The sequence below is a fragment of the Acidovorax soli genome, from assembly GCF_900107605.1.
Taxonomy (GTDB): Bacteria; Pseudomonadota; Gammaproteobacteria; order Burkholderiales; family Burkholderiaceae_C; genus Acidovorax; species Acidovorax soli.
Map to the genome: position 1 here is coordinate 1 of NZ_FNQJ01000025.1, position 14885 is coordinate 14885.

Here is a 14885-nt window from a genome sequence, read left to right on the forward strand (position 1 = left end):
GCAGGTCGATGCGCTCCAGTACCTCGCTGATTTGGCGGGTTGAGTGTTTCGCCGGTGCAGCCCATAGCCAACTCTGCTGGGTTTGTCCATCTGGGCGCAGCTCTGAAACTGAGGCTCGCCAGCGATCAAGTGTTGCTGGATCAACGCTGGCGGCGATGGCGGTGCCTGTTTCAACTTCAAGCTGGGCAAGTGCCGCCGCAATCAGTGTCCGAATTGCCCGCTCGTGCACGATCACCAGCTTGTTCTTGTACAGCCATTGACGCGCCCGCACGAGTAGCTGATCGCGGTCGGCGCAGCGCGCCACTTCGTCGCGCAGTTCACGTAACATTCAGCGTGTTTTCCTAGGCATCGAGGCGCGCGGCTCGCGACCCAGCATCGAATTTACCGGGGGCAAGATGTTCCATGACGGCGAGCGCATGGTCGTCGTGTCGGACAAAATCTCCAAGGACGCATCTGGTGTACTGAGCGCCCAGTTGGGCAAGGAAAAGCGCATCGTTCCGCTGAGGTTCTATCAGGCGCTCAGCAAGATCGCACTTTCCGTGATCCCGGAAGCTGAACTCGCTGCTCTGCAGAGGACTGTCGGATGGGTGCGCTACGGCAGTTCGGCCGATATGCCCATTCCGAAAGTGGCTGCGGCCATTGTTCCGCTCTCACCCGATCCATCGGCTCAGATCACTTTGTATATCCGGAAGAAGGACGTCTCGCGGCTACCCCATGTCGTATGCGAATTTCGGCTCGGCTGCTATATGTACGTCTATGCGCTACCGTTCTCCGAACGCGATAACTGGGATTTGATCGAGTTCTTTGAGGACGATGATTTTAAGGACACGTTCCGCCACTACTCCTACGTGCCCTCCTGGATTCTTCAGGACTACGGCAACAATCGCGAGATTCCTATCGTTCAGAACATCACGTTTGCGCCTCGCAATGCCTAGCCCTCGACAAGCGAGTCGACGGGGAGAACCAAGACCCACAAAATCCTAAAACTGGACAGCCCGATGCCGAACGGAACCTCTATCGACACCAGCAGCCTGCTAACTATCCTTGGCCTCATCGCGGCTGTATGGGCAATCGTTCCGGCCGCGACTCGCCTTCGATTCAGGCTGAGCGTCACATGGTTCGACTGGCTCATCGTCGTCGGCGTATTTCTAGCTGTTCACTATCTGGTCTTCGAGCCTGCGCTCCGCTCCGTCGGCCTGTATCACAGCTTTGGCCCATGGAAGTGGGGCCTAGACAAAAGCAGCTCCATCTATCTACTGTTGCTTGGCCTCGGTCTTTTTCTCCTAGTCCGTGCACGCGCGCCCAAGCTAGCAAGACGAAATATTGGGCTTTTCGCAAAGCTCGTCGATAACCTTTTGCTGACCAAGCGCTACGACGAACTGGTATCGCTCGTTGAGCCGCAATTTTCTAAGCTGCTCAACATCAGTCGCTATCGGCCCGTGCTGGCTCGCGCGGTTGCAAAGATGACGCCCAGATCAACATTTGACCTCGAGGCGATTTTAAGCGGTGTACGGTCGAAGCACGAGAACCAACTGAAGCGATGGATTCGATCGACGCTCAGGCGCCTTGAGTCGACCATCGCTGGATGGGACTCTTCTGCCGATCAAGCCCAAGAACTCCTACGAAGCCTTTCCAATTCACCGTCACTTGTGAGCCACCTGGCTGCGGCATATCCCGATTTCGGCCTGCGAATACTCGAACGACCGGAGGCGGTGCGCGAAGACTTTGTCGAGCTATTCATGGATGCGCTCCTCTCTGACAGCGGCAGTAGGCTCTACGTCGAACTGAAGAACAACGAGAACTTGAACGGGCGCCATCGTCTTGCGTTGCCACCCACGAATAGAATTCTCCATTTCTTCTTCAAAGACGTTTCCGTTGCCGCTCATCATGGGTTGTATCGCGCCATTGGCGAATCAGTCCTCAGGCGACTGGACGAAGACCCGAAACTTGTGGAGGCGTACAACCGATCGCTTGGTTACTTTGGCGAAGTCGGCAAGTATCACAGTCCTGTTTATGCAGGAATAAAGCTCTTCGAAATCATGATCCATGAAGGAATACATCAGGGGCAGCAAGACCATCTATGGCTCTTCTACTTCACCCACTTCACCGATGCAATTCTGGAGCAATTACGTGATGTGGCTCCTGACGACGGAAATCATGAATTCCCAACATCTTTCCACTATTTGCTCTATCAAATCGTGAGCATCGCCTCGAACTGGGTCGATGATTGCCTCGAAGTTGATGTCGCCGTGATTGACAAAAATGTGACGGAGAAGCCCGACTTTAACGTCTACTACATACCCGAGAAAGCAACCGATGCGCTCGGGACCATTATCCAGAGCATCATTAGTTCGCTGAAGATTGATGATCGTTTCAAGCATTACATGCTGGAGATTTCATTGAGCCGATACAGAAGAATTAAAGACACGACACGGGTAGTCGCCGTAACTCAGAGCTTCATCAAGTCGCTGATCTATGGCCTGGATCTGCCGACCAAGCCGAACTATCGGCGTGAACTTCGTAGAGTTTTTGGAAAACTTGATCATGTATTGAGGCATGACATACCGGAATTCGCTCAAGCGCTTGAGGGTGCACAGCAATGACGTGCGGGGCCAAACTTCATCTGACATGGATGCCAGAAGTTTTTAAGCCAAAAGGCCGCTACCAGATAATAATCCATCGTGATTGCGGGCTATATTCGTTTCAATACCGATCTGACCATTCAGATGAACATATACAAGTGACGACATAAGAGCCGAGGTCGGCGCGGAACTAGCATCCACGCTCAATGGCGTATATGCCAGCCATAGATAATGAATCCGACGAAGGGTTGGCAGATGGAAAATGGAACGGGTGGAGTTGCGGTCGCGCCGCAGCCATTTAGTGATGAGGGTGTGCTGAAAGCACATTTCCGTTTGGAAGCAGCGACAGAGGGCACCGAGCCTGCACGAAAGCTCTTTCTGCGAACATACAGGCTCGCCGATGCTAAGACGAGGATTTGGCATGCAATGCCCGAGGAAGACTGGCCGCTGCTGGCAACCATCCTTCCGAACAGAATCATCTCGCGGCCGATCCACGTGAATCCACACGCCCAGCGCTATCTGACGCCCAAGAACGGGCAATTCGCTACGGTCATCTACGTCGATGACCACGGCGAAGAGTTGCTGGATGACGCTGAAGCGGCGGCATCGCGCATTGAATTACGCTTAGCCTGGGGCCTCTTTGACCCTCCCGGCAATGGCCTCGGCCTCAACAGGGATCTTGACCCTGTGTGGCAAGGCCTATCGCGGATTCAGCACGCCGAGGTCCTCGTGATCAGCCAACACCCGGAAATGCACGCTAAAGATGGCGTAGTTTCGATTAGCACTCAGGAAGTCGATAGGCTGCGCCGCGCCTTCAATCGGGTCACGACGAACGGCCGTAAGCTCATTCGTCAAACAAAGCATGGCATTGTGCACGACGACGTGCTCACAAGGCTTGATCCCGAACGATTCCGACGAATCGTGCGGGTGAATCCGCCCTTGGTCGAGGTTCGACGTGAGGGGGCGAAGCAGACTGCAGCGCGCGAGCGTACCGAGCGTCGCTCCAGTGTGCAGGCCGTGCGCAAGCAGCTCAGTGAGCTAGTGACGGAGGCTCCCCAAGAGCTGATGCAGCTGCATGCCGAGATTGAGCGGGTGACACTCGCAAATATGATTGGGGCATTCAAGGCGAAACTTGCCGGTAAGCTCACGGAATCGCACTGGCAGACGTTCTTTGAGCAGAACAAATTCGTCCTGAGCATGGCTTTTGCGCGTCCCGTCGAGTTGACTCATACGCAATTCCACGCGAAGGGTTCTACGTTGACCGGTGCCGGTGCTCAGATCGGCGATTTCCTCTTCAAGGAATGTGGCCAAGCACTCGCCATTGTTGAAATCAAAACGCCTGAGACGGCGTTGCTACAGGGTGCGGCCTACCGCGGGCAGGATGTCTTTGGTCCAAACTCGGAACTCTCTGGTGCGGTGACCCAGGTGCTGTTTCAACAGAGCGAGCTTCGGCAACGCTGGATGACTCATGTAAATGACAACCTGGCCCTGCGCCTGTCCGGGGCCGACGTGGTCAAATGCGTGGTCGTCGCAGGCCGCTTGCCCACTGATTCAAGCAAATTGCGCAGCTTTGAAGTGTTCCGAAACGCGTGTAAGGATGTGGACATTGTCACCTTTGACGAACTGCTAGCGAAGCTTGAATTCCTGGAGATGCAACTGACTCCGAAGCCTGAACCAGACCTGTTCTGACCTAAGACGTCGCTTGGAGAGGCCGGCCCCGTTGGACGCTCTTTGGAGTTCCCGGCTATTGAACGTTCGCTTCGCGTCACTTGGGGTGTCCTATGTTCATGCGATTAACTATGGTCGCGGCGTCGTGCCGAGCCATCGCTCCATCACGAAAATGACAATAGTGTGCGATGCGTGAACGGCCAAACGAGCCTCTGACGAAGCGATTTTCGGAGGTTCGATGCCGCGACCATGTGCCGATCCAATGTGTGTGCGCAAAGCACCGATGCCATCCACAATAGATGCCAGCCCTCCCAATATTCGCTTCTGATCATCCTCCAGCGTGGGGTCGACGTTGAGGCCAAGATGCTGCTGCACGACCTTCCAGAGCGGGCCGATCGTCTGCTTGGATGGCATCTCCAGTCCATGCATCTCAATGTACGTCTTGCATAAGGCTTCAATGATGGCGCTGGCAGCAGTGATCGCGGCATGCGGGTCGCGATCAACGTGCGATATGGCGCGTTCGAACTCTGCTTCGATAGACGAAAAGTCACCCGCCTTGAAGTAGTCTGCGAGTGACTTCGCCGCAGGACTTGCTCCCGCTATGGTGATGAACCCATTCATCTGATAGGTCAACTGGTTCTTGCTCAGGCTTACTCGGATGCGCTCTTGTCCGGGGCCAATCTTCTGGTTCCAGTCGTTGGGCTCCAGATCCATGAACTTCTGAATAACCTGTCCAAGCACTTGCAGTGGGTCGACGGTCGAATCATCGTTGCAGCGCCTAAGCCAACTGCTGCACTTCGTCTCGCAGTTTCCTTCGGGCACGCCGCCCGGAGCCCCACTTTCCATGAACAGAGAGTTCAGCGTTGAATGGCTGTAGTAATACTCTGCGAGAACAGAAGATACGGCGCCAATGACGGAGTTCGGAATTTTGCTGGTCATGGTTCTTCCGCTCTTCTGATCAAGAAGATGACCGGGGCGTCAACGGCCAGTCTTCCGGCACCAGTGCTGGTGGCTTGGTCCATGGCTGTTCAACCAAAGCATCTTGGAACCATTGTTCTCGAAGATTGGCATGTTCGGTCACGATGAGTTGGAAACCCGGGACATCCTTCTTCGTGAAATTCAGCAACAGTTCGAACAATCGACGAACGGCCGCCAGGTCGGCGTCAGCCTCCGTCTTCTGAACAGTTCCATCCGCCTCTTGATAAACCTTCTCCGAAGGGAAATAAACCTGGGTCGGCTGATCGATGAGCAGGAACTGCGGAATCGGGCAATTGTTCTTCGAGGCAAAAAGGTGCAGTGCCAACAATGCTGAGAGGTGGTAGGCCAGATGGTTCTCGCCGCCACCGGTTCGGCTCATGGGAACCGGACGATCCGGACGGTCGAAAACGATGGTGAGATGGTTTAGGTCGAGTCGTGCAGGGAAGGCGCTGAACTCCGCCTCGAAGGTCTGGATGTACCGTGACACCTGCGCTGAAATGTTGTTCAGAATCGAAGTCAGTCGTTCGTGGCTGTCGTCAGCACCGACTTTCTTCTCCAGTTCCTCGACCTTGAATTTCAGGCGGCGATGCTCTGCCTCGCGCGCGACCAACTCCGCATTGGGAACAAGATTCTCAAGGAACAAGCTGATGCGACCAACAACTCGCGCCGCCGCATTGTTGCGCGTCCCCATCTGCGCAATAACTTCATTCGCGGCGATCGCTGCGGAAAGCTCTGCCTCCTTACTCTTTATCGCGTCCACGACCTCCCGGACTTTTTCATCCTGTTCGGCCAGATACGCTTCCAATTTGGGGCGTTGGCCGGCGACGATGCTCATTTCCTCGTCGAGTGTTGCCAACTCGTTGAGGAGCACTTTCGCGACAGGAGACTCCAGAGCTATCAGATGTTGGCCGGGATGTTCCGGTTCGTTTGCAGCAATGGCCTTGTCTGCGGCGACACGGTGGCGGACGTGCGTGTGCCGCATAAGGGCGACGTGGCCGGACACGTCATCGAAGGCGCTTACGAAGTGTTGAGCGGTTTCGACCGAGTGAAGGAATCCCGCGATGCCATGCACGCTATCACCTTGAACGATGGCGAGTCCGAGGTGTTCGCCCGTGCCGCGCTGGCCCTTAAGTACGACGACCCCGGCAAGCCCGCGCCCATCACGGAATCGCAAATCCTGATGCCGCGCCGCTTCGACGACCGCCGCCCGGACTTGTGGAGCGTGTTCAACCGCACGCAAGAAAACCTGACCCAAGGCGGCTTGCGCGGGCGCAGCGCCAACGGACGCCGCCAGCAGACCCGTCCGGTGCAGGGCATCGACCAAAACATCCGCCTCAACCGTGCGCTTTGGCTGCTGGCCGATGGCATGCGCCAGTTGAAAGCCTGAATCCCCACGCGGCAGGGGCAGGCAGCAGCCCTTGCCGCTTCTTTCGTTGCTGCATCCCTAATCGCAAGGAGTTATCACCATGAACGCCGTTACCTATACCGAAGCCCGCGCCATCGAAACCGCTGCACCGCTGGAAGTGGCCGATCCGACCAAGAACCTGATTCTGGTTCCGCTCTCGCAGTTGCTGTCGCGCCGATCCAAACGCAACGCGCGCACGACCCCGCGCCTGTCCATCCCCGAACTGGCCGCAAGCATTTCCCGCATTGGCCTGCTGCAAAACCTCGTCGTCATCCTCGCCGCCGATGGCGAGCAGTACGAAGTGGTGGCCGGTGATCGTCGTCTTACCGCCTTGAAGCTGCTGGCGAAGAAGAAGCGCATCGTCGCCGACTACGAAGTGCCGTGCCTGCTGGTGCCCGATGCTTCGGCGCGCACCGTGAGCCTTGCCGAAAACCTGCTGCGCGAGCAGATGCACCCCGCCGACCAGTTCGAGGCATTCGCCGCGCTGGTCAAGGAAGGCCGTCCGATTGAGGACATTGCCGCAGACTTCGGCGTGTCTCCGCTGGTGGTGCAACGCCGCTTGAAGCTGGCGAACGTCTCGCCGCGCCTGATGGCCGACTATCGGACTGGTGGCGTGACGCTGGAACAGTTGATGGCCCTGACCATCACCGACGACCACGCCGCTCAGCAAACCGCGTTCTACTCCGCGCCGGAGTGGCAGCGCAGCGCATCCGCACTGCGCGAGCGTCTGACGGAACGCGAAATCGATGCATCGCACCCGCTGGTGCATTTCATCGGAATGGATGCCTACACGGCGGCGGGTGGCGGCGTCCGCCGCGACCTGTTCGCCGACGACGATAGCGGCACCTATCTGACCGACGCCGCGCTGCTGGAAACGCTGGTGCGCGGCAAGTTGAACAAACTGGCCGAAGGCATCCGCGCCGAAGGCTGGGCGTGGGTGGAAGCCGTGCCGCACTTGAGCCATGCCGAACGGCAGGCGTTCCAGAATGCCCCGCGCCAGCGCAGAGAGCCGACTGCCCGCGAAGCCCGCCGCATCGCCTCGCTGCAAAACCGCCTGGACAAGATCGACGCTGAACTGGAGGATGCCTACGACGCCGAGGACGGCGGCAGGACGGAAACGCTGGAATCGCGCCGCGAACAGGTGACCGGAGAACTGCAGGCCGTGGAGGATGCCTTGCAGGGTTACGTCCCGGACGTGCGCGCTGTCGCCGGTGCCATCGTTACCATCGATCGCAGCGGCGAGGCCGTGATGCATCGCGGCCTGTTGCGTGAGGCAGAGGCGAAGGCACTGCGCACGCTGGAACGGTTGCGGCAAGGCTTCGCCGGAACCGAAGGCGCGGACGACAACGAAGGCGAGGACGCCGAGCCGGTGACGACCGCCGCCAGCCTGTCCGACCGACTGGCGCAACGGTTGAGCGCGCACCGCACTGCCGCGCTGCAAATCGAAGTGGCCCGGCATCCGCAGGTGGCGCTGGCTGCGCTGGTGCATGGCATGGTGCAGACCGTCTTGCTGGAAAACCACTACGGCCACGACCTGCCGCTTGGCGTGCGCCTGACCGTGCAAGACCGACTGCAAGGCATGGCCCCAGACTGGCCAGAATCGCCTGCCGCCGTGGCGCTGCGCGAGTTGCAGCAGATCGCGGGCGAGGCATTGCCACAGGACAGCGCCGAACTGTTCGCCGTGCTGCTGGCGAAGCCGCAAGACGAGCTGGTGCGGCTGCTGGCCGTGTGCGCTGCGTCCACCGTGGACGTGGTGACGCCCCGCGCCACACAGCGCCAGCCCGGCGCGGAACTGGCGCAGGCCGTGGGGCTGGACATGGCGGCATGGTGGAAGCCGACCGCCGAGGGTTATTTCCAGCACGTACCGAAGGCGGCGATTCTGGAAGCCGTCAGCCAGTACGCCCCGGAACACGTCACCCGTCTGTCGAAGCTCAAGAAGGGCGACATTGCCAGCGAAGCCGAACGGCTGGCCGAGGGCAGCGGCTGGATGCCCGCCGTGTTCCAGATCGAGCATCACACGGAACCGGAAGGCGTGCAGGAAGCGGACGACGCCGATGCGCCGGAATATGCCGACGACGAGGTGGAGGCCCACGCGCTGGCCGCGTGAGGTAGTCCCATAGCCCCGGCGCACTGCGCAGGGGTTTCCTTTCATCCAGAACCGGGCGCGGCAGGTCTGCCGCGCCCGGTTTCAACGTCCACAGCAAAAATCGCCCCGTCGCCGCCTTCGGCCAGGCGGCGACGGGGCGGGCGCGCAATGGCTTTGCGCGCGGCACGGCGATCGGTGCCCGCTCGCGTCGGCGAAAATTCGATGGAACCCAGCCACAGTGGCCGGCCTAGCTCAGCGGCGGGAGTCCGTGCGATACTTTGCTTTGCAAGACCGCGAAAAACGGTTGTCTGCATGCCACGGGCATTCGACAACCGAATACACGTCACCGAGCAGCTTTAGCGAGGTTGGCCAGCGTTTCCCCGACATCTGTCGGCCCTTCTGCGAACTGTCGCGCATTGACGCGAAAGCTCGCAGCTACTGGAACGCGCCATGAACACACACCTCGACTCCTCATTTCCTTCCGCACATCCTCGTATCGCCATCGTCGGCGCAGGGCTTGGTGGCTTGACGCTCGCACGTGTCCTTCACGTCAACGGCATTCCCGCGACGATCTACGAAGCTGAAGCTTCGCCCGATGCGCGGGCGCAGGGCGGCTTGCTGGACATCCATGAATACAACGGCCAACTCGGGCTGAAGGCCGCGGGCCTCCACGACCAGTTTCTTGCTCTCGCACTCCCGGGCGAGGATGCCAAGCGCGTGGTCGACAGACACGGCAACGTCCTGCTCGACAAGCCCGGCTCGGGCAGCACGGCCAGGCCCGAAGTTGATCGCGGCGCGCTGCGCCGGCTGCTGATCGAGTCCCTGCCTGCCAACGCCGTCCAGTGGGGCCGCAAGCTTGTGCAGGCGAGTCGCCTTGCCGACGGGCGGCACCAACTGGCTTTCGCCGACGGTTCGACGATCACGGCGGATCTGCTGGTCGGCACCGACGGCGCCTGGTCGAAGGTTCGTCCGCTGCTGTCGGCCGCAAAGCCGGCGTACATCGGCACGACTTTCATCGAAACCAATCTCTTTGATGGCGACACGCGATACAAGGCCAGCGCAGAGGCGATCGGCAGCGGTACGCTGATGGCGGTCGAGCCGGGCCAAGGCATCCTGGCCCACCGTTACGCGAGCGGCGCGCTACGCACCTATGTCGCGTTGAACAAGCCGGAAGCGTGGATCGGCGCCATCGACTTCAGCAAGCCGGCGGTCGCACTGCGCCGCGTTGCCGACGAATTCGAGGGTTGGGCACCGCCGCTTCTCGCCTTGGTCACTGATAGCGACACGCCGCCCATCTTGCGACCCATCTATGCCTTACCGATCGACCAGCGTTGGGAACGCGTTCCCGGTGTCACGCTCGTCGGCGATGCCGCCCACTTGATGTCTCCGTTCGCGGGCGAAGGAGCGAACCTGGCTATCCTGGATGGCGCCGAGCTGGGCTTGGCGCTGCGTGATCATCCCGGTGACATCGAGGCGGCACTCGCGGCGTATGAACAGGCGCTTTTTCCGCGCAGCGCCGCCGTCGCCGACCAGACGGCCCAGAACCATCGGCGTTTCTTCGGCAACGACGCGCCCCGGAGCGTGGCCGAACTGTTCTCTGCGCACTAGCCGCGGGCTTGCCACGTCGACCGGAACACAATCGCTTGATGTCGGTGCCCGCTGGCGCGGGTGAGGTTTTGATGGCGCCCCGCCGCAATGGGCGGGGCTTGTGGGGCTACGCCCCGGCTTGCTGCGGCAGGTTGTGCAAAAGCGTGCTGTCCCGACGCTGGCGGTACATCGCCTGTACGTCACGATGGACGGTTCACCGACACGCGCCCGGCCTTGCTTATGGAACTTCCACGCCGCGCCTCATGCACGTCGCCGCAAGCCGCGGCAAGGGGCGTTCTCACCTTTCGTTGGGGTGTTGGCCTTGCCCGCGTCAGGGCACGAGCCAGTGAAGCCGTGGCGCGGAGATGTCGAGTCGGCCATGTCTCCTTTCGGGAGCGGTCGGCCTGTACGTCCTTGGTCTGTTGTGAATCCTGGCGAGGGCACGGCTGCGCCTTGGGCTTCATGGCCGCAACCTTCCAGCGCAAACAATTTCCCCGCCTTTGTCACTACGTTCGGCGGCTTCCTCGCGGGACAAATTCTTTTCGCTTCCCGGTTCTCCACTGCGTTGCGACCGCTGCGCGGTGCGACCCGCCCATCCCCCGCCGACCGGATCACAACAAGGACGCACTGGCGCGATCTTGTTCAACCCGAAAGGAAAATCATCATGGCTAACATCGGCACCTTCACCGCAGACAAAGACGGTTTCACCGGCACACTCCGCACCCTGACGCTCAACGTCAAGGTCAAGCTGGTTCCCAACGACAAGGGCAACAACGAGAACGCCCCCGACTTCCGCCTGCAGGCGGCAAGCCACGACATCGGCGCGGCGTGGAAGAAGACCAGCGAAGCCGGGCGGGATTACCTGTCCGTGACCGTGGACGATCCTTCGTTCCCCGCGACGGTCTATGCCCGCTTGATCGAAGGTGAGGACGGCACGCACGACCTGATCTGGTCGCGCAGCAAGCCTCAAGCGGCCTGACGGCCGCCCCTAGCGCCCCGCCCGTTGCGGCGGGGCGCAGTGCTGCTGATCGCAGCACCGCGCGCGCCTACGGCGCGTCGCGCTTCTTCAAGATTGCTTCCAGCTCTTGGCGCACCTGCGCCAGAAGCTGATCGGCCTTGTGCGGGCTGTCGCCGGCATAGGCCAGCGTCAGCAGCGTGAGCGGATGCACTTCCATGACCTCGCACAGCTCGGTCAGTTTGTGCAGCGTCGGGCTTTTCAGGTCGCGTTCCAGTGAACTCATATAGGTACGGCTCGACACGTCAGAAAACGCTTCCTGGCTCAAGCCACGCGCTTTTCTGACCGTCCGTATTGCCGTTGCCAATGAGTTTTTAGCCGCCACCAATGGTTTTCCCTATAAAACCAAGATGACAACCCATTGCGCCCTATAGGGCTACAATCTATAGTGTTCAATTGGTGTTTTGTTTTCCGTATTTGTGCCTTTAAGGAAATCCGCATCTGAGGATTTCGCCAGAACCGGGGAGCCGCATTCGTGCTTTTCCTGACATCCACAATTCCACGTCTACGTTTCTGTGCACGTACGGATTTGAGAGCTTGTGCATTCGTGCTTGCGCACGAAGTCACATACCCGGCTTGGCGGTTCCGTGCTTCTCCGGAAAAGCGTGTTCGTGCATTCGCGGATACGTGGGACTCCCGCCCATGACCCAGCCGCTCACCACCGCCGACGAACGCGCACGGCTGCTCGCGAACGGCGCGGCGCGCGCCGCCGGCCAGAGCATCGACCCGCTGCCGGTGTTGCGACTGTTCACGCCGGATGCGCATGCGACCTGGCTGCTGGCGGCGCTCGACCCAACCGATGGCGATACCGCGTGGGGGCTGATCGACCTCGGCATTGGCTTGCCGGCACTGGGGACGGTCAAGTTGTCCGACCTAGCGGGCATCGTGGGACCGCAGCAGCGACCCGTCCTGCGTGACCTGTATTTCCGCGCCTCGCGGCCGTTATCGGAATACGCCCGCCTGGCGGAGCGCGATGGTTCGATCCCCGACTGACGGACAACCTGCTCCCGGCGGCGGGCATCCAGACACAGGCCGTTGCAGCGCATTGTGTCTTTCTCAATCTGACTCAAGACGGCTGGGGTCTGAATCGGTACTCTCGCACCAAGAGGGTGCAACATGACCCAGAAAGACATGATGTGTGGCGTGGGCTGCGGCACGGTGTCAGTGCCGCGCCCCATTTCCGGGATGCGCGGCCGTCGCACTCGGACGACCCGAGCAAGGTTTCGGAGCTAATCGGTCTTGACACTCTCTCTACAGCTTAAATTACGCCATCCTGATGGCGCTTTGATGTCTTGATGCCGTAGCTATTCGCGCCCGAGGTCGTGGCGACGTTCCTGTCGAACAGGAGGTCGCGTCATGGCTGATCGAAGCGCCGATTTCTGGTATCCAACCGCCGCGTATCTCTACGTGCTGCACCTGGACGGGCTCGCGCTGGCCTGGGAGTACCTGCGCCGCCATCCCGACTACCGGCGCGACTGGCTGCGCCGTCGCCGCCGGCCCGAAGCGGCGCACCCCTGGGGGTTGCGCCTGCTGGAAGACCCGACGCTGGACGCGCGCGACGCGCATCCAGCCTGGTTCCCCGACCATGACGCCGTGCTCCAGCTCTACCCGGACGCCGACCCGCCACCCGATGCCGACGCCTTCGAGTTCTGGCGCATCCCGGGCCACAAGCATCTGATTCACGACGGCAAGCGCTTGGTGCTGGTGGCACGATGGCCCGGCTGCTGCGTGCGGCTCGCACTGGCACCGGGCCTGACCGATGGCATGGCCTATCTGTATGCCGTCCGCGCGTGTGCTGCGCCCTGCGGGCGCTACCACACGATGGCGGCCGAACTTGACAAGCTGGCCGTGGTCGCCGAGACCGTGCCTGCGGCAGCGGCCCGCTCCCGGCCCACGCCTGCCGCGCTGCTGGAGTTGCACACGCTCCAGGCACTTGACGCGACCCTGGCGGGCGCATCCTTGCGCGAAACAGCCGCTGGGCTGTTCGGCGCTGAAGCCGTGGCCGGCGGCTGGTACGCCGACGGTGGCCTGCGTTCGCGCGTGCGCCGCTTGGTGCAGCGCGGCCGATTGCTGATGCGCGGCGGCTATCGCCGTCTGGCACAGCTCGAATGACCTGGGGAGGGTCGCTTTGCCTTCACTGCAAAACGACCCTCTGCGCTCCGCACCTCTTTCTTGAGACTGCCTCCATCCGGTCGCGTTGTGTGGCCGGGCGTTCCTGACCGATGGAGGTTCTCACCATGCGACCCGCTCCCTTGCAACCTGCCGCCGCTCCCACGCCGGCGCAGCCACAACGCTATCTCACCAATGATGAGGCCGCCGACTACCTGCGCCTCTCGCCGCGCACGCTGGAGAAACAGCGCGTGATCGGCAACGGGCCGAAATTCCGCAAGTTCGGCCGGCGCGTCATGTACGCGGTGGCCGACCTTGATGCCTGGGCCGACCAGCGCAGCTATGAAACCACGTCCGATCCGGAATACGCCGAGCACCACTCGGCCGATAGCCGTGCGCGCTGATCGGTGGCTCGCCGGTGGCCATTGCCCTGTCCAACCCATCGCGGGAGCGGGAACAGCTCGATCTGTTCCGCGCCTTGCCGGGCGACATGGCGCCGCGCGACAGCCAGGACCTGATGGCCTTTCCGTTCTTCTCGCTTGCGAAATCGCAGCGCACAGCGCCCATCGACTTTCGCAGCGGCAACGTCACGATACGCGTGGAAGGGACACTGGAGCATGGCATCGCCACCATCTGGGATGCGGACATCCTGATCTGGGCCGCTTCGCAAATCGTGGAAGCGCGCGATGCGGGCATTCGCCCATCGCGCCTGATGCAAGCAACGCCCTACGAGATCCTGCGCTTCATCGGGCGTGGAACGTCGCTGCGCGACTACCAGCGTCTCAAGGCTGCACTGGATCGCTTGCAGTCGACCACGGTGGCCACTTCCATTCGCGAAACGACTGGGCGGCGGCTGCACCGCTTTTCTTGGATCAACGAGTGGAAAGAGTTGGCCGACGCCCGCGGCACGCCGCTGGGCATCGAGCTGATCCTGCCGGACTGGTTCTATGCGGGCGTGCTCGACGCGGCGTTGGTGCTCACCATCGACCGTGCGTACTTCCGGCTCACTGGCGGCATCGAGCGATGGCTGTATCGGCTGGTGCGCAAGCATGGCGGCCGACAGGAAGCTGGCTGGCAGTTCGACTTCCGACACCTGTATCGCAAGTCTGGCAGCAGCACGCGGTTTTCGGATTTCGCCTACGACCTGCGCGTTTTGGTGGCGCGGCAATCACTGCCAGGCTACGTCCTGGGCATCGAACGGATGCCGGGCGACCGGACGGAGTTATTGACCTTCCGACCCGTGCCGTTCACGGCACGGGGATAACTGCGGGAGAACCTGTGGACGGGCTCGTGCTATCAGGAGTAACGGGTATCGTGCTATCGGGAGTAAGGCTATCGTGCTATCAGGAGTACGAATCGCCCGCAAAGCCAATAACGGCGCGGGTTTCGACGCCCCTTAACTTACCTAACTTAAATTCTCTAACTTTTAGTAGAAGCGCGCCGTTTCGGTGGACA

The 14885-nt window shown here is 60.8% G+C and carries 13 protein-coding genes and 2 pseudogenes; 11 read left to right on the forward strand and 4 right to left on the reverse strand.

Annotation, left to right across the window (positions count from 1 at the left end):
• Positions 1–328, reverse strand: a pseudogene (locus tag BLW02_RS14570) (Tn3 family transposase); the annotation flags it as partial.
• Between the two features lie 67 nt (positions 329–395).
• On the opposite strand from BLW02_RS14570, the gene BLW02_RS14575 reads away from it, so the two are divergent.
• From BLW02_RS14575 to BLW02_RS14585, 3 genes are all read left to right on the forward strand, one after another.
• On the forward strand, positions 396–935 hold the full coding sequence (locus BLW02_RS14575; RefSeq protein ID WP_092699722.1) for a hypothetical protein: 540 nt from the start codon (positions 396–398) through the stop codon (positions 933–935).
• Positions 936–998: 63 nt separating this feature from the next.
• Complete coding sequence (locus BLW02_RS14580; protein WP_092699724.1) at positions 999–2603, forward strand: hypothetical protein; 1605 nt, start codon at positions 999–1001, stop codon at positions 2601–2603.
• A 210-nt stretch (positions 2604–2813) separates the two neighbouring features.
• Positions 2814–4271, forward strand: coding sequence for a Shedu immune nuclease family protein (locus BLW02_RS14585; RefSeq protein WP_092699726.1), 1458 nt, complete (start codon positions 2814–2816; stop codon positions 4269–4271).
• 108 nt (positions 4272–4379) lie between these two features.
• On the opposite strand, the gene BLW02_RS14590 is transcribed toward BLW02_RS14585, so the two are convergent.
• The gene (locus BLW02_RS14590) at positions 4380–5189 is read right to left on the reverse strand and encodes an abortive infection family protein (RefSeq protein WP_092699728.1); all 810 of its coding nucleotides are present in this window, start codon (positions 5187–5189) and stop codon (positions 4380–4382) included.
• Between the two features lie 19 nt (positions 5190–5208).
• Positions 5209–6063 carry a DUF3732 domain-containing protein gene (locus tag BLW02_RS14595; RefSeq protein ID WP_244273711.1) on the reverse strand — a complete coding sequence of 285 codons (855 nt, stop codon included), beginning with the start codon at positions 6061–6063 and terminating at the stop codon, positions 5209–5211.
• Between the two features lie 57 nt (positions 6064–6120).
• Here BLW02_RS14595 and BLW02_RS14600 point away from each other — a divergent pair.
• The 4 genes and pseudogenes from BLW02_RS14600 to BLW02_RS14620 all read left to right on the forward strand — a co-directional run.
• Positions 6121–6615: pseudogene (locus BLW02_RS14600) on the forward strand (DUF932 domain-containing protein); the annotation flags it as partial.
• 79 nt (positions 6616–6694) lie between these two features.
• Positions 6695–8740, forward strand: a complete 2046-nt coding sequence (locus BLW02_RS14605) for a ParB/RepB/Spo0J family partition protein (RefSeq protein ID WP_092699732.1) — start codon at positions 6695–6697, stop codon at positions 8738–8740.
• A gap of 429 nt (positions 8741–9169) precedes the next feature.
• Positions 9170–10327, forward strand: coding sequence for an FAD-dependent oxidoreductase (locus BLW02_RS14610; protein WP_092699734.1), 1158 nt, complete (start codon positions 9170–9172; stop codon positions 10325–10327).
• A 643-nt stretch (positions 10328–10970) separates the two neighbouring features.
• Positions 10971–11285, forward strand: coding sequence for a DUF736 domain-containing protein (locus tag BLW02_RS14620; RefSeq protein WP_019718167.1), 315 nt, complete (start codon positions 10971–10973; stop codon positions 11283–11285).
• Positions 11286–11352: 67 nt separating this feature from the next.
• On the opposite strand, the gene BLW02_RS14625 is transcribed toward BLW02_RS14620, so the two are convergent.
• Entirely contained in the window at positions 11353–11646 is a 294-nt protein-coding gene (locus BLW02_RS14625; RefSeq protein ID WP_026437458.1) for a helix-turn-helix domain-containing protein, read from the reverse strand.
• Between the two features lie 317 nt (positions 11647–11963).
• On the opposite strand from BLW02_RS14625, the gene BLW02_RS14630 reads away from it, so the two are divergent.
• The 4 genes from BLW02_RS14630 to BLW02_RS14645 all read left to right on the forward strand — a co-directional run bounded on the left by BLW02_RS14630 (position 11964) and on the right by BLW02_RS14645 (position 14694).
• Positions 11964–12314 (forward strand): DUF2958 domain-containing protein, encoded by a 351-nt coding sequence (locus BLW02_RS14630; RefSeq protein ID WP_092699738.1) that lies wholly within the window; start codon positions 11964–11966, stop codon positions 12312–12314.
• Positions 12315–12677: 363 nt separating this feature from the next.
• Positions 12678–13433 (forward strand): DUF2285 domain-containing protein, encoded by a 756-nt coding sequence (locus tag BLW02_RS14635; RefSeq protein ID WP_092699740.1) that lies wholly within the window; start codon positions 12678–12680, stop codon positions 13431–13433.
• A 125-nt stretch (positions 13434–13558) separates the two neighbouring features.
• Positions 13559–13834: a helix-turn-helix transcriptional regulator gene (locus BLW02_RS14640; protein ID WP_092699798.1), complete on the forward strand. Its 276-nt coding sequence runs from the start codon at positions 13559–13561 to the stop codon at positions 13832–13834.
• 86 nt (positions 13835–13920) lie between these two features.
• Entirely contained in the window at positions 13921–14694 is a 774-nt protein-coding gene (locus tag BLW02_RS14645) for a replication initiator protein A (RefSeq protein ID WP_244273714.1), read from the forward strand.
• The last annotated feature ends 191 nt before the right edge of the window (positions 14695–14885 follow it).